Here is a 22,662-nt window from a genome sequence, read left to right as displayed (position 1 = left end):
ATCACCCCGTGTTCACAGCACTCTGGGCTCAAAATCTTCGGTAAAGGCATCGAAGATTTCACCGGCCTGATCAATCAAGTCAGGGGTAAACTTGGCAATATGAAACAATGCCTCTCCCTCATTGGCGATGGGAATATTCGACATGCCGATAACCACACCATCGATGGGTGAGCGGATGGCTTCTTCCATATCACCATGGGGGCTGGCGGAATACGCCAGAATCTGGTTTTTGCTGACCATTTCACCCAGTCGCACCCGGCTCACAATCAACCCGTCCACCTCATTGCGTACCCACTGACTGCTGTTGGCAATCATCGGCTCGAATTTACGCCGGCTGCCACGGCGCTGCCCCATGCCCAGATATTTCATGACATTGAGAATGCCGTTAAGACCGGTACGAATTGACGCTTCATCGAAGCGCAGGGCTTCGCCGGCTTCGTAAAGCAGGCAGTGCACGCCCAGGTCGGTAGCCGAAGAGCGCAATGAGCCATCCCGCTCTTTGGCATGCAGGATCACAGGTGTCAGAAACTCTTCTGCCATTTGTTTGGCTATAGGATCTTTAATATCAGTACGGATCTGCGGCAGGTTGCTGCGATGAATGGCACCGGTATGTAAATCAATTAAATGGGTGGCCCGGCTGAGCAACTGATCATAAAACAAATGGGCCAGACGGCTGCCCAGCGCACCGCGCTGTGAGCCGGGGAAACAACGGTTCAGATCACGCCGGTCCGGCAGATAACGGGTCTGCTGGATAAAGCCAAACACATTGACAATCGGCACAACCAGCACCGTACCGTGCAGACGTTTTGGATTCAGCCTTTTAATCAGCCGACGGCAGATCTCAATACCATTGAGCTCATCACCATGAATCGCCGCACAAACCAGCAACACCGGGCCATCACGCACCCCGTGAAACACTTCCACATGCAGATCCATGGGCGTATCGGTATACAATCTGGTGGCCGGTAATTTGATCGATACCTGGGTACCGGCAGCAACACGGTGATCGGCAATTTCAAAGGCCGGTCGTCGGGGCATTAACCTTTGCCCCGGGTACGTGTTTTATGGGCTTTGGCATTTTTCTCGATAAATTCGATGATACGACCGGCCACATTTTTACTGGTGGCGGTCTCAATGCCCTCAAGACCGGGGGAAGAATTCACTTCCATCACCACGGGGCCATGATTAGAGCGCAAAATATCCACCCCTGCCACATTCAGTCCCATGGTGCGCGCCGCCCGCACCGCAGTGCTGCGCTCCTCAGGTGTCAGACGTACCAGTGATGCACTGCCGCCACGGTGCAGATTCGAACGAAATTCACCGGCCTTGGCCTGGCGTTTCATCGACGCGATCACCTTATCACCGATGATCAGACAGCGGATATCCGCTCCACCGGCCTCTTTGATATATTCCTGCACCATAATATCGGCTTTCATGCCCATAAACGCCTCGATAACACTCTCAGCCGCCTGGCGGGTTTCGGCCAGCACCACGCCGATGCCCTGAGTGCCTTCAAGCAATTTAATCACCAGCGGAGCGCCTCCCACCATATCAATCAGATCGGGGATATTACTGGCCTGATTGGCAAAACCTGTTACCGGCAAACCAATCCCCTTGCGGGAAAGTAGTTGCAATGAACGCAGCTTATCGCGGCTGCGGCTGATGGCGACAGATTCATTGACCGGATACACGCCCATCATCTCGAACTGCCGCAGCGCGGCAGTGCCGTAAAAGGTGATGGAAGCACCTATTCGCGGAATGATAGCGTCAAACTCGGGCAACTGCTTGCCCCTGATATGCACCGATGAACTCTGCATATTGATGTTCATATAGCATTTCAGTGGATCGATAATGTGCATTTCATGCCCGTGGGCTTCTCCTTCCTCCTTTAATCTGCGCGTGGAGTAAAGATTGGCGTTACGGGACAAGACAGCGATTCTCATAATAACTAAGCCTTAATCTGGGTAGTGAATAGATCTGCATTAACGCCACGCCCGCTAAAAAGGGCAGCAAAACTGCAGTTTGGCAGTCAGTCAAAAATTAATCAATCTGGCCTGACAAATAGGATTCCTGTGGATCAACCATAAATCGGCCCTCCATCGCCTGCCTGCCTAACAACATCCGAAAACGCATGGAATCACGGTTGGTGAGGGTAAGCTCCACCTCAAAGCGTTGGCCGGCCATTTCCAGAACCGTCTCAATCACATAGCGTAATTCTTCATGACCACCGGAGTCCCGCACCGTGCGCTGCTCCATTACCGGGGCCTCGCAAACCTGTTCGGTCTGGTCGTCATTCTGATGGGGGTGCAGGTATATACGCACCCAATTCTCACCCTCTTTATCGAAGGGTTCCAGTTTAAAAGCATGCAAACAGGATGTTTTCGCTCCTGTGTCCACTTTCATTTTGATTTTATCGATGCCGAGCCCGGGCAATGCACCCCATTCCCGCCAACCTAATGTCTGCATAGGTTTATCCATATTAATTAGTCACTGGCATATAGCATGAATAGATATAACCAGCCAGAAATTTACTTCATCAGTAACACAACTGATCCGAAAAGTCTGTTTTTCGACCAACTGTCATACCTTTATAGGATAATTGACACTGTACTTGATTTAAAATTGTTCTATTATGCCCCAAAAGGACGCCGCTACGTTCCTTGTCCGGTATAACAGGGCCCTAGGGAGAGTTATTTGTTCAGCTCGTTACGTACCAAATTAACCTTATCCATGTTGATTACCAGCCTGGCTGCAATCAGTGTTATGGCTCTCGTCAGTCCATTGTTGCTGGAACAACGCTTTGAGGATCTTACCCACAAGGAACATCTGAACCAGTTTGTTGAGCTGATTCAAAGGTTTAAGAAGCAGGATCCGGACTGGGGTTCGCCACAAAGCTCAGCGGCTCTGGCCTCGCAATTGGCTCAGATACAGGCCCAGTCCCCAATTCCGTCGGAACAACAAGGCAACCGGTCGTTAGTGCTGACAATGGATCTGTCGCACTCTGAATATGTGGTTACGGATCCAAACGGGCATATTTTTGTTGCGGCCGGTGAGTATCAGGTTGGCGAACAATTACCCCCTGCGGCCCTGAAAAGGGCGACTCCTCTGAGCCAGAATAGTGACGTCCTTGGCTATGCACTGAAAACCGGCACAACTAATCTCAATAACCATGACAGTACTTATCTGGTGACACTCAGCCAGAGTATGCTGATTGGTGCCGCTGCCGGACTGATGATAACCCTGTTGCTGAGTCTGACCATGGGCAGGCAGTTAATTAAACAATTGCGCAACCTTACCCGGGCTGCCATGGAAATGAGCAAAGGTAATCTGGATCAACAGGTAAATATCAAGGGTGACGATGAAGTTGCCATTCTGGCACGGGAATTTAACCGTATGTGTCAGGAGTTACAGAACACCTATGCGGAATTAACCGCATCAAATGAGACTATCAAGGCCCAGGCCGAGGCCATGCAGGAATTGTCACTGCGCGATGAGCTTACGGGGTTGCACAACAGGCGCTATTTCAATCAACAATTCAGGCTGATGCATCATCAGGCCATGCGCTACGGTGACCCTCTGACCCTGGCCTTAGGCGATATTGACCACTTCAAGTTGATCAATGACCGGTATTCCCATCAGATCGGTGATGCCGTGCTCAGACAACTGGCGCAGCTGATGCAGGAAGAAGTGCGCGAGTCAGACGTTCTGGCCCGCTACGGCGGAGAGGAGTTTGTATTGCTGATGCCACAGACCAGTAATGATCAGGCAGAAGCACTGCTGAATCGTATCCGAACTAAGGTTGAAAGCTGGCCCTGGGAGAAAATCTGTAAAGGCCTCGCCGTCACAATCAGCTTTGGCATCAGTGATAAACTGGAAAAAGATATGGGCCACAGTATGCTGGTGGATGCCGACAATAAGCTGTATCAGGCCAAAGATCAGGGCCGCAACAGGGTCTGTATCTGAGCGCTGGCGTGTTTTTCTGATTATAAGGATTCACCGTAAGAACGCGGCCTTATACCGATCCGCATAGACAATGCTTATGCAAGCAAACAACGCTGATTTCAAAAACACCGCTATATCAGGCAACAGAATATGGCTGCTTGGTCTGTTGACTGGATTACTGCCCATGCTGACCATGCACCTGAGCTGGCTGGCTGCATCCATTCAGGGTCATCTTGAATGGTGCAACCCCTATTGGCTGCACTGCCACAGTGTCAGTTCCACCGGGCGATACGGGCTGGGATATTTTATTTTCAAAGGCGGTATGATCCCGGCGTTGGTATTGTTGTCGTGGTATTGGTGGCTAAATCAGCAGTGGCTGAACCGCCTGAGCAATCATCACTCTCAGAAGCTCTGTGTGCTGGGGCTGATCGCCAGTCCTGCACTGCTGATTTACACCCTGAGCCTGGGTCATGTTGGCGACACCTTCTACCTGTTACGCCGCGCCGGTGTGGTGATCTATCTGGGCCTGACCTTTATCGCCCAGCTATTGCTCAGTGCCGCTCTGGCCCGCCACATCACTCAGGGCAAAGTACTGCTAAGACTGAGTTTCGCCACGCTGGCCATCGCTCTGTTTTCGCTGTTGCTCGATGCCTTACCTGCGGTGGACTATAAGAGTATGGAAGATGCTTTCGAATGGCTGCTGATACTGCTGCTGAATCTGCATGTCCTGATAGTGGCCTGGCTATGGAAAATCCATAATCTGCGCTTTGTTCTGAAATAAGCAGTCAGTGGCAGGGACTGGAACCTGCGCGCTGCAAACTGACAATAAAAGGATAAAGAAATGTTCACCACAGAGCCACGGAGGACACAGAGAAGTAAAGAGATTAAACCCCTGATACCTCTGTGCTCTCCGTGACTCTGTGGTTTTGCCTTTTCAAAGGGCACTGGATGCCCATAACAACATTCGGGCATGACCGGCCGTCGCTCCCGCGTGTTGTTGGCGGGAGCCCAGTGTCTTTTAGTGCCTCAGCAAGAATATTGCACCGCAGAGTCGCAGAGATTTGAATTTTTAATCTCTGTTACCTCCGCGTTCTTCGCGGCTCAGCGGTGCTATCAAAGGTGCTGGACACGACTGCGGATTGTCGGATTGAAATCCGACCTACCAGGCAGCCACCAGTAGTCAGGCAGATAACCAAAAACTGATAACTTTTTAGTCCTCTGCGACTTTGCGCCTCTGCGAGAACATGTTCTTAGAGTTTAAAAATCTCCTTCAGCTCGGGCACTTCTGTGAGCTGAGATTTCACACTTTCATCACCCACAACTACCAGCGTCATTTTCTCCAGCGGCAGGTATTTTGCGGCCAGGGCAGAAATCTGTTTAGGGCTCAGATCATTGACCTGCTGCACATAGGTCTCCAGTCGGGAGAGGGGCAGGTCATGGCTTTTCAGGAACCACAGCTGATTAATAATCGCCGTACGGGAAGAATTCTGCAGCACAAAGATGCCGGAAATATAATTCTTAAACCCCTGCAACTCCTGCTCCGCAGGTGCTTCTGTCTGCAGTCGTTTGATTTCCTTAATGATCTCTGCCAGCGCAGGCCCTGTGGCTTCCGCGGTCACATCGGCAGTCTGAAACCAGGTACCTGATTTAACCCGGGTAGCGATGGTACTGCTGGGTGAGTAGGTATAGCCCTTATCCTCGCGGATATTAGAGGTAATACGGCTGGAAAACGATCCACCGAGCAGGGTATTCATAACGCCCAGGCCGACGTAATCCTCGTGAGAAGGATCCACAACCGGCAGGCCCAGTCGCAAGGTAGACTGCGGCGCATCCTCCCTGGGTACGAAGACAAATTTCCCTGCCCCTTTACCCGCTGGTGCCGTTACATCTGTCGGCTGACCCTTTGGCATCGACGCGAAGGCCGCTTTGACCGCTTTTTCCACCTGTGCCTGATCAAACTTACCGGAAACATACAAATGGCTTCTGCTGGCGACCAGATTGGCATCAGCGAAGGCCTTCACCTGTTCAGTGCCCAGAGTTTCGACCACCGACTCATCGGCAAACACCTTGCCGTAAGGATGATCAGAATATACCGCCTGATAAAAGGCCTCAGCGGCCTGTCCCTGAGCCTGCGATTTCTGCACTTTCAGATCGCGGATAAAGTTGTTTTTAGCCCGCAGCAGATCTTCCTCTGCATACACCGAGTTCTGCACCAAATCGGCAATCAGAGCGGCGGCATCGGCGGCATACTCACTCAGCACATCCATCTGCACATAGCTGGAGTTGGCTGAAACTGAGGTATTCACCTGACCACCCATGCCCGCGCTCTGTTCAGCGATTTCTCTGGCAGAACGGGTGGCAGTGCCCTCGGTCAGCAACTCATACACCATATCCGATACGGCATCATGTTCACCATCATCCACATTGCCGGTGGCTGTCACCATACGCAAGGTGACTTTGGGCGTATCCCCATACTGGACAAAGGTTACGTCCAGGCCATTGTCCAGACTAAAATCATAGGTTTCGGTCAGCTTAAAATCTTTCGGCTCACCGCCTGCGGGCGGTTGCTGCTTTTCGGCCTGAGCGCCAACTGCGGCCAACAGCAATGCTGCAACAAGTATTTTCCATTTATTCATTGTTGTTCTCCTTGTGATTCTGCCTGGGGATCTTCGCCGGGCGTCAGCGTCAGGATAGTGCGATTGCCCGGGCGCAGATACTCTTTAGCTGTTCTTTTGATCATTTCCGGAGTAACTGCCTGAAATTGTTGCTCCAGCGTATTGATACGGGCCGGATCGTCATCAAAAAGGGCAAAGCTGGCGAGCAGGTCCACTTTACCGAAACCATAAAAGCCATCGATATTGCTGTACATAGAAGAGCGCAGTTTTACCAGCGCGCGGTTGATGTCGTCCTGTTCAATCGGCTGCTCAGTCAGTTTAGCCACGGCACTGTCCACCGCCTGTGTCAGCGTCTGCTGATCATACTCTTCATCATGGGTAAAAGACGCCATCCACAGCATCGGGCCGTTGTAATTAAACATATTGCCAAGCAGGTAGTTGATACCACCACTGACATCGCCGGTAAGCTGTTTATCTTTGACCAGTTCCTGATGTAACAGACTGTCATCGCCCTGCACCAGTAACTGGTCAATAATGCCCATGGCGTAATACTCAGCCGAATTACGCGGCGGCATCCGATAGGCAAAGGCATAGGCGGGCTTGGGCGCCAGTTTGTCGTAGCGGTTAAACTTACGTTCCGTCTCCTGACGCAACTCGGTCAGATCCGGTTGTTTGCCCAGCTCCGCCGAAGGAATATCGCCAAAATACTTTTCTATCTGGTCCCGGGTCTGCTCAACATCCACATCACCCGCCACCACTACAACGGCGTTGTTAGGCGAGTAATAGCGATCAAAAAAGCTCTGCACGTCTTCCAGCGTCGCCGCATCGAGATCTTCCAGATCGCCATAAAAATTGTGGGAGTTGTACCAGTTGTCGAAAGCGTACTGAGGCATATCCAGCCAGGGGAAACCACCATAAGGCTGATTCAGCACATTCACTTTCACTTCATTTTTTACCACTTCCTGCTGATTTTTGAGGTTCTCTTCAGTAATGGCCAGACCGCGCATGCGATCCGCTTCCGCCCAGAGCATGGTTTCCACTTTATGGGCAGGCACAATCTCAAAGTAGTTGGTGTAGTCAAAACGGGTTGAACCGTTCAATACCCCACCGTTTTGCTGCACCAGATGGATAAATTCCATTTTCGCCAGATTGTCTGAACCCTGAAACATCATATGTTCAAACAGATGGGCAAAACCGGTACGATCCTTGGGCTCAATCCGAAAGCCGATATTGTAATACACCCCGACGGTGGCAATCGGCGCGGTCTCATCGGGGGAGATCACCACTTTCAGGCCGTTTTCCAGTGTGCTGTAGTGAACTGGCACGTTAAAGCTGACCGGGCTGTCTGCCTGCTGCGACGCGTCGGCGAGCTTGTCGGCCACGGCTTCGGTCTGGCTTTGCTGCGCTGGCTGCTCGCTGCAGCCGAACATCAGCAACAGCGCGGCGGGAAGCGCTAATTTGAATAACCTCATAACCTTATTTCCTTGTTCCTTATTATACTTGGTTGAAAATATAACCAGTACTGCTGTTGCTGGCAATCATGAACGTATCAACCGTACCGGCAAATATACGCTGGCCTGCAGCCCCCCTTCGGGGTGGTTAGTCAGGCTGATACGGCCCAGATGCATATCCACAATACGCTTAATAATGGCCAGCCCAAGCCCCGAGCCAACACTACCGCGGGCCTTGTCGCCCTGGGTAAAGGGCTGAAACAGAGTCTCTATCTGCTCTTCGGGAATACCGGCACCAAAATCACGGATACAGAAAAACACTTCCCGGCTCTTGTTGTTATAGCCGGAAGTAACAGTGATATGGTCGCTGCCATAACGAAAGGCATTATCAATCAGGTTTTCAAGCACCCGTTTGATCGCCACCTTGCGCAGTTGCAGGTCTGGTATCTCCCCCAGGTACAGTTCAATATCGTGATGCGCTTCGATATTTCTGGCTTTGACCACATCATCAATCAGACTGTTAAGGTTCACCCGTTCTATTTTTTCCTGACGGTCCTGACGCACATAGTTGATAAACTGATCGATGATGTCATTCATATCCTCGATATCATTACTGATCCCTTCCCGGATCCAGTCCTGCTCTGATGGCAGCATCTCAGCGGCAAGACGGATTCGGGTCAGCGGGGTGCGCAGATCGTGGGAGATCCCCGCCGTGAGCAGGTTCCTGTCATCCTCGAGTTGCTTGACCCCTTTGGACATCTGATTGAATGCCCGGGTCACGGCGATAATTTCACTCGAGCCCTCTTCTTTCAGTGGCGCAGGGAATTCTCCTCTGGCCACGGTCAGCGCCGCACCCTGTAGCGCATTCAACGGACGATTAAGACGACGCACAAACAGCCAGCCACCTGCCACACTGAGTACACCGATCACCATCAGGTAAATGGTCAGAGGCGAGATATCCGCCTCACCCAGTCCCTGCATAGGCACCGTTATCCATAAATCCGGCGCCTGAGGGGGATTAACCCAGAATAATGAGGGACTTCCGGGGCTGATACGCACATCGGCACTGCCGCCTAACTCGCCGGACATCTGTCTGGACAGGAACTGATAGTGACGGGCCTGATCCAGCCCGGATTTTCTGGCCTCCCGCTCCTGCATGATGCGAATGCCGGTGGCCTCGAAAAATGCTTTGTGCAGGTCAGGATCCTCATGATCCAGGCCTTCGATAAAAATCACCTTGATTTGCGTGGCCAGCAGGCTGTTAATCTGCTGATAACTGGGGCGGATAAAGTAATAAGTGACGGACAGATACGACACTACCTGATTGATCAGCAACAGCATGCCAATCAATAATACAGTTTGCGCAAAGGCGCTGCGGGGCAGAAAACGCATTATCAGGGCTTTCAGCTGGCTTTACTCTCACCATCTGGCACAAACACATAGCCCAACCCCCACACGGTCTGAATATATCTGGGATTGGCGGGATCTTCTTCGAGCAGACGACGCAGGCGCGACACCTGTACATCAATACTGCGCTCCAGGGCGCTGTAATCGCGCCCTCTGGCCAGATTCATCAGTTTGTCCCGCGACAGAGGCACCCTGGGGTGAGTAACCAGAGACTTGAGCACGGCGAATTCACCACTGGTCAGGACAATGGGCTGGCCATCGGCACTCATTTCCCGGGTTGCCAGATTGAGCTGATAACGGCCAAAGCTGACTATCTGCTCGGCCTGAGAGGGCGCTCCCGGCGCTTCGAGTGTGCGGCGTCTGAGCACCGCCTTGATGCGGGCCAGCAGCTCTCTGGGGTTAAAAGGTTTCGGCAGGTAATCATCGGCGCCCATTTCCAGACCGATAATACGATCCACTTCATCGCCTTTGGCGGTCAGCATCACAATGGGCAGGTCATTCTCTTTCTGGCGCATACGCCGGCAAATGGACAGGCCGTCTTCGCCGGGCAGCATTAAATCCAGCACCATCAGATGGAAGTTTTCCCGTTCCAGCAGCCGGTCCATCTGTTCGGAATTGGCCGCAGTTCTGACCTGATAGCCCTGTTCAACCAGATAGCGCTCCAGCAGACTGCGCAGACGCATATCATCGTCCACCACCAGAATTTTTGTTGTTTCCTGTCCCATACCCTGTCCCGGTTTTACGTACTGATGCCACTATAAGGCAAGGGCAGAAGAAAGTGAAAGGCTTAGGCTTTGACTCAGGCAAGAGGATTGTTACAAAAAATTATCGCCAATACCGATATCAGGTTTACATTCTTCAAACACGCGTTGCTGAGCCTAATTGCAATCGACACCGGCGCTGGGGCAAAATGGCCGCCGGTTTAGCTATTAATAACAACAAGGTCAATGTCTTATGCAAGCAAGTGTAAAATGGCTGGATAACCAGCGTTTTGTGGGCACCTCAGAAAGTGGCCATACGGTTGTAATGGACGGTGACAAAACCTCTGCCGCCAGCCCCATGGAAATGGTCATGATGGCCGCAGGCAGCTGCGCCTCGGTAGATGTGGTCAGCATACTCAAAAAAGCCCGGCAGCAGGTAACGGGCGTGGAAGTGCAACTGAGCGGCGAGCGGGCCGACGCGGTGCCGGCGGTATTTACCAGAATGAAACTGCATTTTGTGGTGACCGGGTTCGATGTCAGCGACAAACATGTGGAGCGGGCAGTCAGCCTTTCAGCAGAAAAGTATTGCTCAGTGTCTATTATGCTGGGCAAGTCGGTGGATATCAGCCATAGCTTTGAAGTACATCAGGCTGAGTTTGGTTAGGCATTTCCCGGATTCCGCTTCGCTGCATCCAGGCTACGGAGTTGATTTTCGATGTAGGGTCGAATTCATTCCACCAGCACAGCCGAGTCCAGCGCCATTAGCCTGCGCCTCTGCGAGAATTAGTATAAGTTTGTGCTTTTAGTGCTTTTCGTGGTTGAAGGCTTTTTACCACCACAAGAAAGAGCATTTCTCACCGCGGAGTCGCAGAGGGCGCAGAGATGCATTTTAGTCATGCCCGAGTGCTGTTCTCGGGCATCCAGCGACCCTTAAACACCATTGTAAAAGGCAAAACCACAGAGGCACACAGAGCACAGAGGTCTTAAGGGTTTGCTCCCTTTACCTCTCTGCGCCCTCTGCGACTCTGCGGTGAAATATTCTTACTGAGGGGCGGAAGGGCGCTGGGTTCCCGCCAACGGCCGCGGGAACGACGTGCGGTCATGCCCGAGTGTTGTTATCGGGCATCCAGTGACCTTTAGACGCCATTTTAAAAGACGCTGGGCTCCCGCCAACAACATGCAGGAATGACGGAGAGAAAAATGCGGGAGCGACGGAGCTAAATCAGGGGAATACCGGCGTTACTTCTCTTCCACCCAGTCCATCTGGAAGCTGGCGCGGCGCTTTTTATCCATCAGTTCTTCAATCAAAGGTGACAGAATCAACTCCATGGCCAGGCCCATCTTGCCACCGGGCACCACCATGGTGTTAATCCGCGACATAAAGGCACCGTCAATCATCTGCAACAGGTAGGGATAATCCACTGTGCGCATCTCGCGGCGAAAACGCACCACCACAAAACTTTCATCGTGAGAAGGAATTTCCCGGGCACTGAACGGATTCGAGGTATCCACTGTGGGCACACGCTGGAAATTCACATGAGTGCGGGAAAACTGCGGGGTAATATAATGAAAATAATCATCCATACTGCGCACGATACTGCTCATTACCGCCTCGCGGGAATGGCCGCGGTCGGTGGTATCGCGAACGATTTTCTGGATCCACTCCAGATTCACAATCGGCACCATGCCCACCAGCAAATCCACATGTTTGGCCACGTCAGCTTCTTCTGTGACTACAGCGCCATGCAACCCTTCATAAAAGAGTAAATCGGTTTTATCCGACAGATCCTGCCAGGGGGTGAAGGTGCCGGGCATCTGATTAAACGGCACCGCGTCATCAAAGCTGTGCAGATACTGGCGGTATTTACCCTGGCCTGTTTCTCCGTATTCCCGAAACAGGCTCTCCAGCAGCACAAAATCGTTGGCCTTGGGGCCAAAATAGCTGATATGCCGGCCCTGTTCCTGAGCCTTGCGGATCTCCACCTCCATTTCCGGGCGGGTATAGCGGTGGAAACTGTCGCCTTCCACAAAGGCCGCATCCAGGCCCAGGTTGCGGAATATATGCCGGATGGCATTGGTGGTGGTTGTAGTGCCAGCACCGGACGAACCGGTAATGGCGATAATAGGATGCTTTGCTGACATAGGTCATCATCTGATTTTGTCGAACGCTAGTTATAAGCAAGGCAGATTAAGGGGTCAAGTCCGGCGGACTGTCAAAACCACGGGCATCTGCCGTAAAGGCCTGTAGCAAGGGCCGCGGAAGCCAGTCGCCGGCTTAGATTATTTTTACCCTTATGCTGGCAGGCTTATAAAAAGCACTTATGCTGCACTGCATTTGCCGCTTCACTTGAAAAGCGGGCCTTTGCCCCAAAATACCTAGCATTGCTACAGGCTGCACCTTGCAGCCATACAAAAAAGGACAGATAGTGACCACAATAGTATCAGTCAGACGTAATAATCAGGTGGTAATTGCCGGTGACGGCCAGGTTTCGCTGGGTAATACCGTCATGAAAGGCAATGCCAGAAAAGTACGCCGCCTTTACCAAAATAAGGTGCTGGCAGGTTTTGCCGGTGGCACAGCTGACGCCTTTACCCTGTTCGAACGATTTGAATCCAAACTGGAAACCCATCAGGGCCATCTGATGCGCGCTGCGGTGGAGCTGGCTAAAGACTGGCGCACCGACCGAATGCTGCGGCGCTTAGAAGCCCTGCTGGCGGTAGCCGACGAGACCGCGTCCCTGATCATCACAGGTAACGGCGATGTGCTGCAACCGGAAATGGATCTGATCGCGATTGGCTCCGGCGGCCCCTATGCCCAGGCCGCTGCCACTGCACTGTTGCAGAATACCGAACTCAGCGCCCGCGAAATTGCCGAAAAGAGTCTGACCATTGCTGGCGATATTTGCGTATTCACCAACCAGAATCAGACCGTTGAGCAGCTCGATTACTGATCGATCTCAAGCCAGATAAACAGATTATTTAAAGGTACCCTTATGTCTGAAATGACACCCAGAGAAATTGTTCACGAGCTGGACCGCCATATCATCGGTCAGCAGGGCGCCAAACGCGCCGTTGCCATTGCCTTACGTAACCGCTGGCGGCGCATGCAGCTTGATGAAGAGCTGCGCCATGAAGTCACCCCAAAAAACATTCTGATGATCGGCCCCACAGGTGTAGGTAAAACCGAGATCGCCCGGCGTCTGGCAAAGCTGGCCAACGCCCCTTTTATCAAGGTCGAAGCGACTAAGTTCACCGAAGTGGGTTATGTGGGCAAGGAAGTAGAAACCATTATCCGTGACCTGGCCGATATTGCCGTGAAAATGACCAAAGAGCAGGAGATGAAAAAGGTCCGCCATCGCGCCGAAGAAGCGGCCGAAGAGCGGGTTCTTGATGCCCTGTTGCCACCGCCGCAGAACAACTGGGGTGACAAGGAAGAAGTCAAAGACAGCGGTACCCGCCAGGCCTTTCGCAAGAAGCTCAGAGAAGGGCAACTGGACGATAAGGAAATAGAAGTCGATGTCAGTCTGCCGCAGATGGGTGTGGAGATTATGGCACCGCCGGGCATGGAAGAAATGACCAGCCAGTTGCAGAGCATGTTTCAGAATCTGTCATCGGGTACCAGTTCGAAGAAGAAAAAGCTTAAAATCAAAGATGCCATGAAGCTGCTGACAGAAGAAGAAGCGGCGCGCATGGTGAATCACGAAGAGCTCAAAGAAAAGGCCATCTACAACGTTGAGCAAAATGGCATTGTGTTTGTGGATGAGATCGACAAGATCTGTAAACGGGGCGATAGCAACAGTGGTGGTGATGTGTCCCGCGAAGGGGTGCAGCGGGATCTGCTGCCGCTGGTGGAAGGCTCTACGGTTAACACCAAGCACGGCATGGTTAAAACCGACCATATCCTGTTTATTGCCTCCGGTGCCTTTCAGATGTCCAAGCCTTCGGATCTGATCCCGGAATTACAGGGCCGCCTGCCAATCAGAGTTGAATTGAGTGCCCTGAATACAGAAGATTTTGTGCGTATTCTCACCGAGCCCAATGCGTCACTGACCGAGCAATATATCGCACTGATGAAAACCGAAGGGGTAGACGTGAGCTTTGCCGAAGACGGCATCAAGCGTATCGCCGAAGCCGCCTGGAAGGTCAATGAGCGCACCGAAAATATCGGTGCACGGCGCCTGCATACGGTAATGGAAAAGCTGATGGAGGAGATCTCTTTCAATGCCACCGATAAGCAGGGCGATAACATTGAGATCAACGCCGAATACGTTAACGCCCACCTCGATTCGCTGGTGGATGACGAAGACCTTAGCCGCTTTATTTTGTAGGTCGGAATTTATTCCGACAGCGGTGCTGATGTCGACATCCGGGTATGACCATCTGTCGTTCCCGCATGCTGTTGGCGGGAACCCAGCGATTTTAAGCTAGGAGGTTTAAAGGCACTGGATGCCCGATAACTACACTCGGGCATGACCATCTGTCGTTCCCGCGTGCTGTTGACGGGAACCCAGCGATTTTAAGCTAGGAGGTTTAAAGGCACTGGATGCCCGATAACTGCACTCGGGCATGACCATCTGTCGTTCCCGCGTGCTGTTGACGGGAACCCAGCGACTTTTAGCTAGGAGATTCAAAGGCACTGGATGCCCGATTACTACATTCGGGCATGACCATCTGTCGTTCCCGCGGCTGTTGGCGGGAACCCAGCGACTTTTAGCTAGGAGATTCAAAGGCACTGGATGCCCGATAACTACATTCGGGCATGACCATCTGTCGTTCCCGCATGCTGCTGACGGGAACCCAGAGACCTTGAGCTCAGGAGCTTTAAAGGCACTGGATGCCCGATAACTACATTCGGGCATGACCATCTGTCGTTCCCGCATGCTGTTGGCGGGAACCCAGCGACTTTTAGCTAATTACTGGTCTGAACTTCTTCCCACAAATCACGCCAGTATGGATTTATGGACTCAATAAGCCTGATCTTCCAGGCTCTGTTCCATTTTTTCAGTTGTTTTTCCCGGGTAATGGCATGGTACATGTCCTCAAATACTTCATAGTAAATGAGTTTGTGCACATGATATTGGCTGGTGAATCCTTCGCTCTGTTCAGTTTTATGTTGCCAGACTCGTTGCACCAGATTTGAGGTTACCCCAATATACAGTGTCCCATTCCGTTGACTTCCAAGTATATAAACACAGGGTTGTTTCATCCTTATACCTCCCTCTTAGGCCCTCTATTATTGTTTGTAACTTTCGGCCAGAGAGATTTAAAGGCACTGGATACCCGATAACTACATTCGGGCATGACCATATGTCGTTCCCGCATGCTGCTGACGGGAACCCAGCGACCTTCAGGGTACGCTGGGTTACAGGCAGAAGCGGCCCGCCTCACCGGCCAGAGCGACACGATAGGCATTCGGTGTCACACCCACCTGTTTTTTAAAATTGGTTGTCATATGGCTTTGCTGTGCAAAGCCATTGTTTGCGGCGATCTGCGCCAGCGGGATCTGGGTCGCCAGTTGGCGCTTCACGCCTTCAACACGTCGACGTATAACATATTGACCGGGCGTTTCACCAAAGCTTTGCTTGAATTGTCGGGCAAAATGAAAGGGACTGAGATCAGCTTCTGTCGCCAGGTTTGCCATACAAATGCGGCTATCAAGGTGTTCGTCGATAAATACGATTACCCGTTTCATCTGACGCGATGTCAGGCCACCCTTCAGCCGACAGCCGGTAAGAGGAAAGCTATTATAGTGCCCTATGATATGGGCAAAGATCTCATAAAGCAGATGCTCGCCAAATAAACCCGCACTGTCTGCATAGCGGCTGCAACTCGCAGCGTAATCAAGCATCAAACCCACTAGCTGCTGGTCAGCCTGATAGGTCAGGTCTGTCAGCTCAATCAGCCTTACATCCTGTTCATAATGATCGCTGGCGAAACGTTTGAGAATGCGATCCGAGAAATACAGGTGAACAAAATGAATCGGCCCGCCAATATGCCAGTCAGAGGTATGCCCCTGAGGCATCAGACACAGGGTTCCGGGTTCTCCCCAATGGCCTCGCTGGTCTGCACGGTAACTGGTGTTCCCCCCTTTCAGGTAAAGGCTCAGGGTATGGCTGTCACCCTTTTCGTAAGTCACCCTGTTGCGATCGATGGACCACTCAGACACCGCAACATCCTTGTGGATATCGTACTGTGCTTCAATATTGGCATTAGCTTGCAGAAGCAGCGCGCTGTCTATCCTGTTGTCTTCGCGGTCCATGCTGGGCTCCTCTTGCGGTCTTTTCTGACGATAAAGGCGGCTAAATAAAATAGCAAGATATTGATATCTGCCCGCCCCGGGTTTGCGTAATGATCATGCTTGCAGTCCACGCCGGGACTGACGCAACAGTAAGGAAAAGGAATGAGTAACAAAGTGTTTTTCGACAGTGGTGAAGGCTACCGCAAGCAAAAGGCCTGGGCCGTACCCATCCTGTTGCTGGTGTTCTTCTTTATGGGGCAGGTTCTGTCGATGGTGCCACCCATAGAAATGGGTTTTTTTACAGAAGAAGAGATCGAAACCTATCCCACTATTCTGTATATGCTGATTGCCGGTTTCGGCGCACCCCTGCTAATTCTTGCTCTGTGGCTGCGTTTTGGCGAGAAACGTGTCCTTGCAAGCATCGGCATGCTTCGGTCTTCGGCAGCAAAATTGTTTGCCTGTGGCTTAGGTCTGGGCGCTGGTATGGCGTCGGTATCGGTTCTTGGTATCGGTCTCGCGGGCGGATATGAGATTGAAACCACTCAGGACTTTGCGGCCGTCAGCTATCTGCCAATCCTGCTGCTGGCACTGGGCTTTATCGTTCAGTCCGGTGTTGAGGAAATTCTGTTCCGTGGCTGGATGCTATCGCGTCTGACAGAGCGTTACAGCCTTTGGGTCGGTGTTCTCGGAAACAGCACGCTTTTTATGTTGATGCATCTGGATATTGCCGGCGAGGAAGCGTTTCATTTAGGTGACTTCGCTATTTTCGTGACCATGACCATGGCGTTTTCTATCTTTCTCAGTTTTCTGGTGATTCGCCAGCAATCCATCTGGGGAGCCTGCGCCTGGCATGCGGCCTGGAACTGGTCTTTTATCACCTGGTTCGGTTTACCCACTACCGGTATTGTCCTTGATATCACCCCGCTATGGGTTGACCTGATAATGACCGATAACGCACCAAACTGGCTTACTGGTGGTAGTGCAGGGCCGGAAAACAGCGTGATCACAACCATCGTGCTGGTACTGAGCTGTGTGCTGTTGGCACGAATAATTTTTCACAACAGGGCATGACCGTATGTCGTTCCTGCGTGCTGTTGACGGGAACCCAGCGACCTTGAGCTCAGGAGATTTAAAGGCACTGGATGCCCGATAACTGCACTCGGGCATGACCGTATGTCGTTCCCGCGTGCTGTTGACGGGAACCCAGCGACTTTTAGCTAGGAGATTCAAAGGCACTGGATGCCCGATTACTACATTCGGGCATGACCATCTGTCGTTCCCGCGGCTGTTGGCGGGAACCCAGCGACTTTTAGCTAGGAGATTCAAAGGCACTGGATGCCCGATTACTACATTCGGGCATGACCATCTGTCGTTCCCGCGGCTGTTGGCGGGAACCCAGCGACTTTTAGCTAGGAGATTCAAAGGCACTGGATGCCCGATTACTACATTCGGGCATGACCATCTGTCGTTCCCGCGGCTGTTGGCGGGAACCCAGCGACTTTTAGCTAGGAGATTCAAAGGCACTGGATGCCCGATAACTACATTCGGGCATGACCATCTGTCGTTCCCGCGGCTGTTGGCGGGAACCCAGCGACTTTTAGCTAGGAGATTCAAAGGCACTGGATGCCCGATTACTACATTCGGGCATGACCATCTGTCGTTCCTGCGTGCTGTTGACGGGAACCCAGCGACCTTGAGCTCAGGAGCTTTAAAGGCACTGGATGCCCGATAACTACATTCGGGCATGACAGAGCTACGGTATTATTTCGACAGCGCCAGATTGGACACCAGCGGGTTATAGGCCGCGGCGGCTATCTGGCTGGCAATGGTCTCAATATCCGGCGAGAAATAGCGGTCGTGATCGTAAAAGCCCACTTTTTCTCTGACCAGCGCATAGGCCTGCTCCAGTTTTGTGCTGGTTTTATGGGGCCGGCGAAAATCAATGCCCTGAGCCACGGCCAGTAACTCCACGGCCAGAATGCCACGGGTATTTTCTGCCATATCAGCCAGCCTGCGCCCGGCAAACGTGGCCATAGAGACATGATCTTCCTGATTGGCCGAAGTGGGCAGGCTGTCGACCGACGCCGGATGCGCCAGGCTCTTGTTCTCTGAGGCCAGCGCCGCAGCCGTCACCTGAGCCAGCATAAAGCCGGAATTCACCCCGCCGTTTTCCACCAGGAATGGGGGCAACTTACTCAGGTTACTGTCGATCAGAAGCGCGGTACGCCGCTCCGACAAGGCTCCGATTTCGGCAATCGCAAGGGCCAGGTTGTCGGCCGCAAAGGCCACCGGCTCGGCATGAAAGTTACCCCCGGAAATAATATCTTCACCAAACACCAGCGGGTTGTCCGTAACGCCGTTAGCCTCTGCCAACAATGTATCGGCCGCATTGCGCATCTGGGTTAAACAGGCACCCATTACCTGGGGCTGGCAGCGCAGTGAATAGGGATCCTGCACTTTTTCACAATCTTCATGAGACTGACCGATTTCGGAGCTGTTACCTAATAAATCACGGTAGGCTGCAGCCATGTCAATCTGACCCTGCTGACCGCGCGCCTCATGAATACGCGCATCAAAAGGCGCACGGCTGCCCATGGCCGCTTCCACACACATGGCACCGGCAACAGTAGCACTGGCAAGCAGATCTTCGGCAGCAAATAAACCCTGTAAGGCAAAAGCAGTGGAGGCCTGAGTGCCATTGAGCAGCGCCAGCCCTTCTTTGGGAGCAAAAGTAAGGGCTTGCAAACCTGCCACATCCAGCCCCTGCTGACCCGTGATAATTTCGCCGCGATAACGTACATGGCCTTCGCCCATCAGCGGCATGCTCATATGGGCCAGTGGCGCGAGGTCACCACTGGCACCCACCGAACCTTTTTTCGGTACACAGGGATACACTTCGGCGTTTAACAGTGCAATCAGGTTCTCTATCACCTGCAAACGGATCCCCGAATAGCCCCGTGCCAGGCTGTTAATTTTCAGCAGCATCATTAAGCGCACGCTACTGTCATCCATCAGATTACCGGTACCGGCAGCGTGAGAAAGAACGATGGAACGCTGCAACAATTCCAGCTCTTCAGGTTTAATACGGGTATTGGCTAAAAGTCCGAAACCGGTATTGATGCCATAGACGACCCGGCCTTCATCCAGCACTTTTTGTACGGTGGCCGCCGATTCATTAATACCGGCTTTGGCGCTTTCGGCCAGGGTGACACTGACAGGGTTACGATCTGCCTGACGCAGGGTGGCAAGGTCTACTTTGCCCGGCTGTAAGTTAATGGTATGCATTATTCGTCCTCCAACATGGGCAGATCCAGGCCATTTTCTCTGGCGCATTTTTTAGCAATATCGTAGCCAGCATCGGCATGGCGCATCACGCCGGTGGCGGGGTCATTCCATAACACCCGGCCCACCCGTTTAGCGGCCGCTTCGGTGCCGTCACAGAGGATCACCACCCCGGCGTGCTGGGAAAAGCCCATACCCACACCACCACCATGGTGCAGGCTCACCCAGGTGGCGCCACCGGCGGTGCTGAGCAGCGCATTGAGTAGTGGCCAGTCAGATACGGCATCGGAGCCATCCAGCATCGATTCGGTTTCACGATTGGGACTGGCCACTGAGCCGGAATCCAGATGGTCACGGCCAATCACCACCGGCGCTTTAAGCTCGCCGTTTTTAACCATCTCATTGAAGGCCAGAGCGACCCGCGCCCGGTCTTTGAGACCAATCCAGCAGATACGGGCCGGCAGGCCCTGGAACTGAATACGCTCGCGAGCCATATCCAGCCAGTTATGCAAGTGGGCGTTATCGGGGATCAGCTCTTTTACCTTCTGATCGGTTTTGTAAATATCTTCAGGATCGCCAGACAGTGCAGCCCAGCGGAACGGCCCGATCCCTTCGCAGAACAGCGGTCGGATATAGGCAGGCACAAAACCGGGGAAATCAAAGGCGTTTGCAACGCCCTCTTCAAACGCCATCTGGCGGATATTATTGCCATAATCCAGCGTGGCCGCACCGCGCTCCTGCAAGGTGAGCATGGCCTTAACCTGCACCGCCATAGACTGCTTAGCGGCTTTCACCACCGCCGCTTCATCTTTTGTACGCATTTGTGCCGCGTACTCCATGCTCCAGCCCTGCGGCAGATAGCCGTTTAAGGGATCGTGTGCCGAGGTCTGATCGGTGACCACATCGGGAGTGATATTGCGCTGTACCAGCTCGGCGTAGACATCTGCGGCATTACCCAGCAGGCCCACAGAAACCGGCGTATCGCTTTGCTCAATCATCTGCAGGGCGTCATCCAGCGAGGTGGCTTTTTTATCCAGATAGCGGGTACGCAGACGAAAATCGATGCGGGTCTCGTCACATTCCACCGCCAGCATCGAAAAACCGGCCATGGTCGCCGCCAGCGGCTGGGCACCACCCATGCCACCAAGCCCCCCAGTAAGTACCCACTTTCCTTTAGCTTCACCACTGAAGTGCTTCTGCGCCACCGCACCAAAGGTTTCGTAGGTACCCTGAACAATGCCCTGACTGCCGATATAGATCCAGCTTCCGGCGGTCATCTGGCCGTACATCATCAGGCCTTTTTTATCCAGTTCGTTAAAATGCTCCCAGTTAGCCCAGTGTGGCACCAGATTGGAATTGGCGATCAGTACCCGCGGTGAATCGCTATGGGTTTTGAACACGCCCACCGGCTTGCCGGACTGTACCAGCAAGGTTTCGTCATCTTCCAGGCGTTTGAGCACCTCGACGATTTTATCGAAACACTGCCAGTCTCTGGCAGCCCGGCCAATACCGCCGTACACCACCAGGTCTTCAGGGCGCTCGGCCACATCCGGATCAAGATTATTCATCAGCATGCGCAGGGCGGCTTCGCTCTGCCAGCTTTTGCAGCTTAACTGGCTGCCATGAGGGGCGCGAATAGTGCGCGAAGGATCATGTCTGTTGTTCATGGTTACTCTCCTGTTCAGGGCTGGAAGGTCAGATGACCGCCCAGCTGATATTTGTCGCCCGGATGGGTCAACAGCGCATGGCTGACAATACCCTCCCGGCTCCATGTAGTTCGGTGCAGGCGCAGGCAGGCACTGCCCGCGCCAATGCGTAAATGTTGTTGGGCCAGATTATCGGCCAGCACCGCCTCGACTTTGTGCTCCGCTTCGGTCAGCGGTGCGACGGTGCACAGATATTCGTGGGGCGTAATCGCGGTAAAATCCTGGGCCAGATAAGCCGGGGCCAGCGCCGGGTTAATAAAACGTTGCTCCAGTTGCAGCGGGGTCTCGTCCTGCCAGTGGCAAATCAGGCTGTAAAACACAGCTTTACCCACTTCAATGTGCAGATGCCTGGCGATACCTGTGCTGGCCTCACGGCTGCACAGCTCGATCACCTCAGCCCGGTACTGATGATCACGGGCGCGGATTTCATCGGCGATATTGCGAATCTGCAGCATAGAGGACTGATTTTTCAGACTCGCCACACAGGTTGCAGCCCCCTGAGTACGCTTCAGCACGCCCTGCTCGGCCAGCTCCTGTAAAGCGCGGCGCGCCGTCATACGGCTGACAGCAAAATGCTGTGCCAGCTGGTTCTCTGAGGGCACCGTATCGCCCTCGGCCCAGTGGCCACACTCGATCTGCTCCAGGATATGCGCTTTAATCTGCTGATATTTACTCATCTGTTACGCCTAACGCTGTGTTTTAGTCTGGCACCAGCCAATTTCATTCTTCGCGTCCCTAGGTGGTGAATTCGGTCTTGCAATACACATTCATTTTTCACCACGAAGGACTCGAAGAGCACGAAGCATTACAGAACAAAACGCTTGATCCCATTCTTAAGTCTCGTGACATTGAAATTGATCAACAAGCCAGTGCTGGCACCAGCCAACTTCATATATGTCAACAGTTGCGCCTCGTGAATGCCCTTAATCTCATCAACACTTTTCAACTCAAGGATAAGTGTGCTCTCTACGAAAACGTCCACGCGGTATCCGCAGTCCAGACGGAAGCCTTTGTAATCAACAGGCTGTGGATGTTGCAGGCGGAACCTGATGCCGTTCTGTTTCAGTTCGTGCGCCAGGCATTGCTCATAGGTGGATTCCAGCAACCCCGGACCGAGTTCCCGGTGAACCTCGATCGCACAGCCAATCACTCGATTCGACAGTTCGTCAAATTCCATTCTTCGTGTTCCTTCGTGCTCTTCGTGGTGAATTCAATCTGCAAATTTTTACTCGCGAATGTCTGAATAAAATGCCAGAATCAACTTGTCTATACAAGATGCTTAATTAAAAAATAGACTAATCTGACTATCAGGTAAAGCCA

The 22,662-nt window shown here is 52.7% G+C and carries 20 protein-coding genes; 6 read left to right on the top strand and 14 right to left on the bottom strand.

Annotated elements, in window-relative coordinates; genetic code table 11:
• Positions 1–12: 12 nt before the first annotated feature.
• The 3 genes from AT746_RS00610 to AT746_RS00600 form a co-directional block, all read right to left on the bottom strand.
• Positions 13–1,038 carry a succinylglutamate desuccinylase/aspartoacylase family protein gene (locus tag AT746_RS00610; protein WP_062474971.1) on the bottom strand — a complete coding sequence of 342 codons (1,026 nt, stop codon included), beginning with the start codon at positions 1,036–1,038 and terminating at the stop codon, positions 13–15.
• The gene (rimK, locus tag AT746_RS00605) at positions 1,038–1,943 is read right to left on the bottom strand and encodes a 30S ribosomal protein S6--L-glutamate ligase (RefSeq protein WP_062474968.1); all 906 of its coding nucleotides are present in this window, start codon (positions 1,941–1,943) and stop codon (positions 1,038–1,040) included. The genes AT746_RS00610 and rimK overlap by 1 nt, the downstream gene beginning before the upstream one ends.
• Before the next feature lie 97 nt (positions 1,944–2,040).
• Positions 2,041–2,466 carry an ATP-dependent zinc protease gene (locus tag AT746_RS00600; RefSeq protein ID WP_062474965.1) on the bottom strand — a complete coding sequence of 142 codons (426 nt, stop codon included), beginning with the start codon at positions 2,464–2,466 and terminating at the stop codon, positions 2,041–2,043.
• A 228-nt stretch (positions 2,467–2,694) separates the two neighbouring features.
• Here AT746_RS00600 and AT746_RS00595 point away from each other — a divergent pair, with 228 nt between their 5' ends.
• Positions 2,695–3,963, top strand: a complete 1,269-nt coding sequence (locus AT746_RS00595) for a GGDEF domain-containing protein (RefSeq protein WP_156413593.1) — start codon at positions 2,695–2,697, stop codon at positions 3,961–3,963.
• A gap of 76 nt (positions 3,964–4,039) precedes the next feature.
• On the top strand, positions 4,040–4,723 hold the full coding sequence (locus AT746_RS00590; protein ID WP_082633364.1) for a hypothetical protein: 684 nt from the start codon (positions 4,040–4,042) through the stop codon (positions 4,721–4,723).
• Positions 4,724–5,192: 469 nt separating this feature from the next.
• Here the strand turns inward: AT746_RS00590 and AT746_RS00585 are convergent, their stop codons facing one another.
• The 4 genes from AT746_RS00585 to ompR form a co-directional block, all read right to left on the bottom strand.
• Positions 5,193–6,578: a M16 family metallopeptidase gene (locus AT746_RS00585; protein ID WP_062474956.1), complete on the bottom strand. Its 1,386-nt coding sequence runs from the start codon at positions 6,576–6,578 to the stop codon at positions 5,193–5,195.
• A complete protein-coding gene (locus tag AT746_RS00580) occupies positions 6,575–8,029 on the bottom strand; it encodes a M16 family metallopeptidase (RefSeq protein WP_082633088.1) in 1,455 nt (484 codons plus the stop codon). Before AT746_RS00580 ends, AT746_RS00585 begins: the two co-directional genes overlap by 4 nt.
• Positions 8,030–8,095: 66 nt before the next feature.
• Positions 8,096–9,400: a two-component system sensor histidine kinase EnvZ gene (envZ, locus tag AT746_RS00575; RefSeq protein ID WP_062474953.1), complete on the bottom strand. Its 1,305-nt coding sequence runs from the start codon at positions 9,398–9,400 to the stop codon at positions 8,096–8,098.
• 11 nt (positions 9,401–9,411) lie between these two features.
• Positions 9,412–10,140: a two-component system response regulator OmpR gene (gene ompR, locus AT746_RS00570; RefSeq protein ID WP_062474950.1), complete on the bottom strand. Its 729-nt coding sequence runs from the start codon at positions 10,138–10,140 to the stop codon at positions 9,412–9,414.
• A 229-nt stretch (positions 10,141–10,369) separates the two neighbouring features.
• Here ompR and AT746_RS00565 point away from each other — a divergent pair, with 229 nt between their 5' ends.
• Positions 10,370–10,780: an OsmC family protein gene (locus AT746_RS00565; protein WP_062474947.1), complete on the top strand. Its 411-nt coding sequence runs from the start codon at positions 10,370–10,372 to the stop codon at positions 10,778–10,780.
• Positions 10,781–11,355: 575 nt separating this feature from the next.
• Here the strand turns inward: AT746_RS00565 and AT746_RS00560 are convergent.
• Complete coding sequence (locus AT746_RS00560) at positions 11,356–12,258, bottom strand: phosphoribulokinase (protein ID WP_062474944.1); 903 nt, start codon at positions 12,256–12,258, stop codon at positions 11,356–11,358.
• Positions 12,259–12,542: 284 nt separating this feature from the next.
• On the opposite strand from AT746_RS00560, the gene hslV reads away from it, so the two are divergent.
• Both hslV and hslU read left to right on the top strand, forming a co-directional pair.
• Positions 12,543–13,067, top strand: a complete 525-nt coding sequence (gene hslV, locus AT746_RS00555) for an ATP-dependent protease subunit HslV (protein WP_062483828.1) — start codon at positions 12,543–12,545, stop codon at positions 13,065–13,067.
• Positions 13,068–13,109: 42 nt separating this feature from the next.
• A complete protein-coding gene (gene hslU, locus AT746_RS00550; protein ID WP_062474942.1) occupies positions 13,110–14,444 on the top strand; it encodes an HslU--HslV peptidase ATPase subunit in 1,335 nt (444 codons plus the stop codon).
• A gap of 581 nt (positions 14,445–15,025) precedes the next feature.
• Here the strand turns inward: hslU and AT746_RS00545 are convergent.
• Positions 15,026–15,322, bottom strand: a complete 297-nt coding sequence (locus AT746_RS00545; RefSeq protein WP_062474939.1) for a GIY-YIG nuclease family protein — start codon at positions 15,320–15,322, stop codon at positions 15,026–15,028.
• 156 nt (positions 15,323–15,478) lie between these two features.
• Entirely contained in the window at positions 15,479–16,375 is an 897-nt protein-coding gene (locus AT746_RS00540) for an AraC family transcriptional regulator (protein WP_062474936.1), read from the bottom strand.
• Positions 16,376–16,516: 141 nt separating this feature from the next.
• Between AT746_RS00540 and AT746_RS00535 the strand changes: the two genes are divergently transcribed.
• The gene (locus tag AT746_RS00535) at positions 16,517–17,425 is read left to right on the top strand and encodes a CPBP family intramembrane glutamic endopeptidase (protein ID WP_062474933.1); all 909 of its coding nucleotides are present in this window, start codon (positions 16,517–16,519) and stop codon (positions 17,423–17,425) included.
• A 690-nt stretch (positions 17,426–18,115) separates the two neighbouring features.
• On the opposite strand, the gene hutH is transcribed toward AT746_RS00535, so the two are convergent.
• The 4 genes from hutH to AT746_RS00515 form a co-directional block, all read right to left on the bottom strand.
• The gene (gene hutH, locus AT746_RS00530) at positions 18,116–19,639 is read right to left on the bottom strand and encodes a histidine ammonia-lyase (protein WP_062474930.1); all 1,524 of its coding nucleotides are present in this window, start codon (positions 19,637–19,639) and stop codon (positions 18,116–18,118) included.
• Entirely contained in the window at positions 19,639–21,303 is a 1,665-nt protein-coding gene (gene hutU, locus AT746_RS00525; protein WP_062474927.1) for a urocanate hydratase, read from the bottom strand. The genes hutH and hutU overlap by 1 nt, the downstream gene beginning before the upstream one ends.
• Positions 21,304–21,317: 14 nt before the next feature.
• On the bottom strand, positions 21,318–22,019 hold the full coding sequence (gene hutC / locus AT746_RS00520) for a histidine utilization repressor (protein WP_062474922.1): 702 nt from the start codon (positions 22,017–22,019) through the stop codon (positions 21,318–21,320).
• A gap of 128 nt (positions 22,020–22,147) precedes the next feature.
• Positions 22,148–22,519, bottom strand: coding sequence for a GxxExxY protein (locus AT746_RS00515; protein WP_062474919.1), 372 nt, complete (start codon positions 22,517–22,519; stop codon positions 22,148–22,150).
• Positions 22,520–22,662 lie beyond the last annotated feature (143 nt).

This window comes from Lacimicrobium alkaliphilum, assembly GCF_001466725.1.
GTDB lineage: Bacteria > Pseudomonadota > Gammaproteobacteria > Enterobacterales > Alteromonadaceae > Lacimicrobium > Lacimicrobium alkaliphilum_B.
Note: the sequence above shows the minus strand (reverse complement) of the source record. Positions and strands in the feature narration are given on the sequence as shown.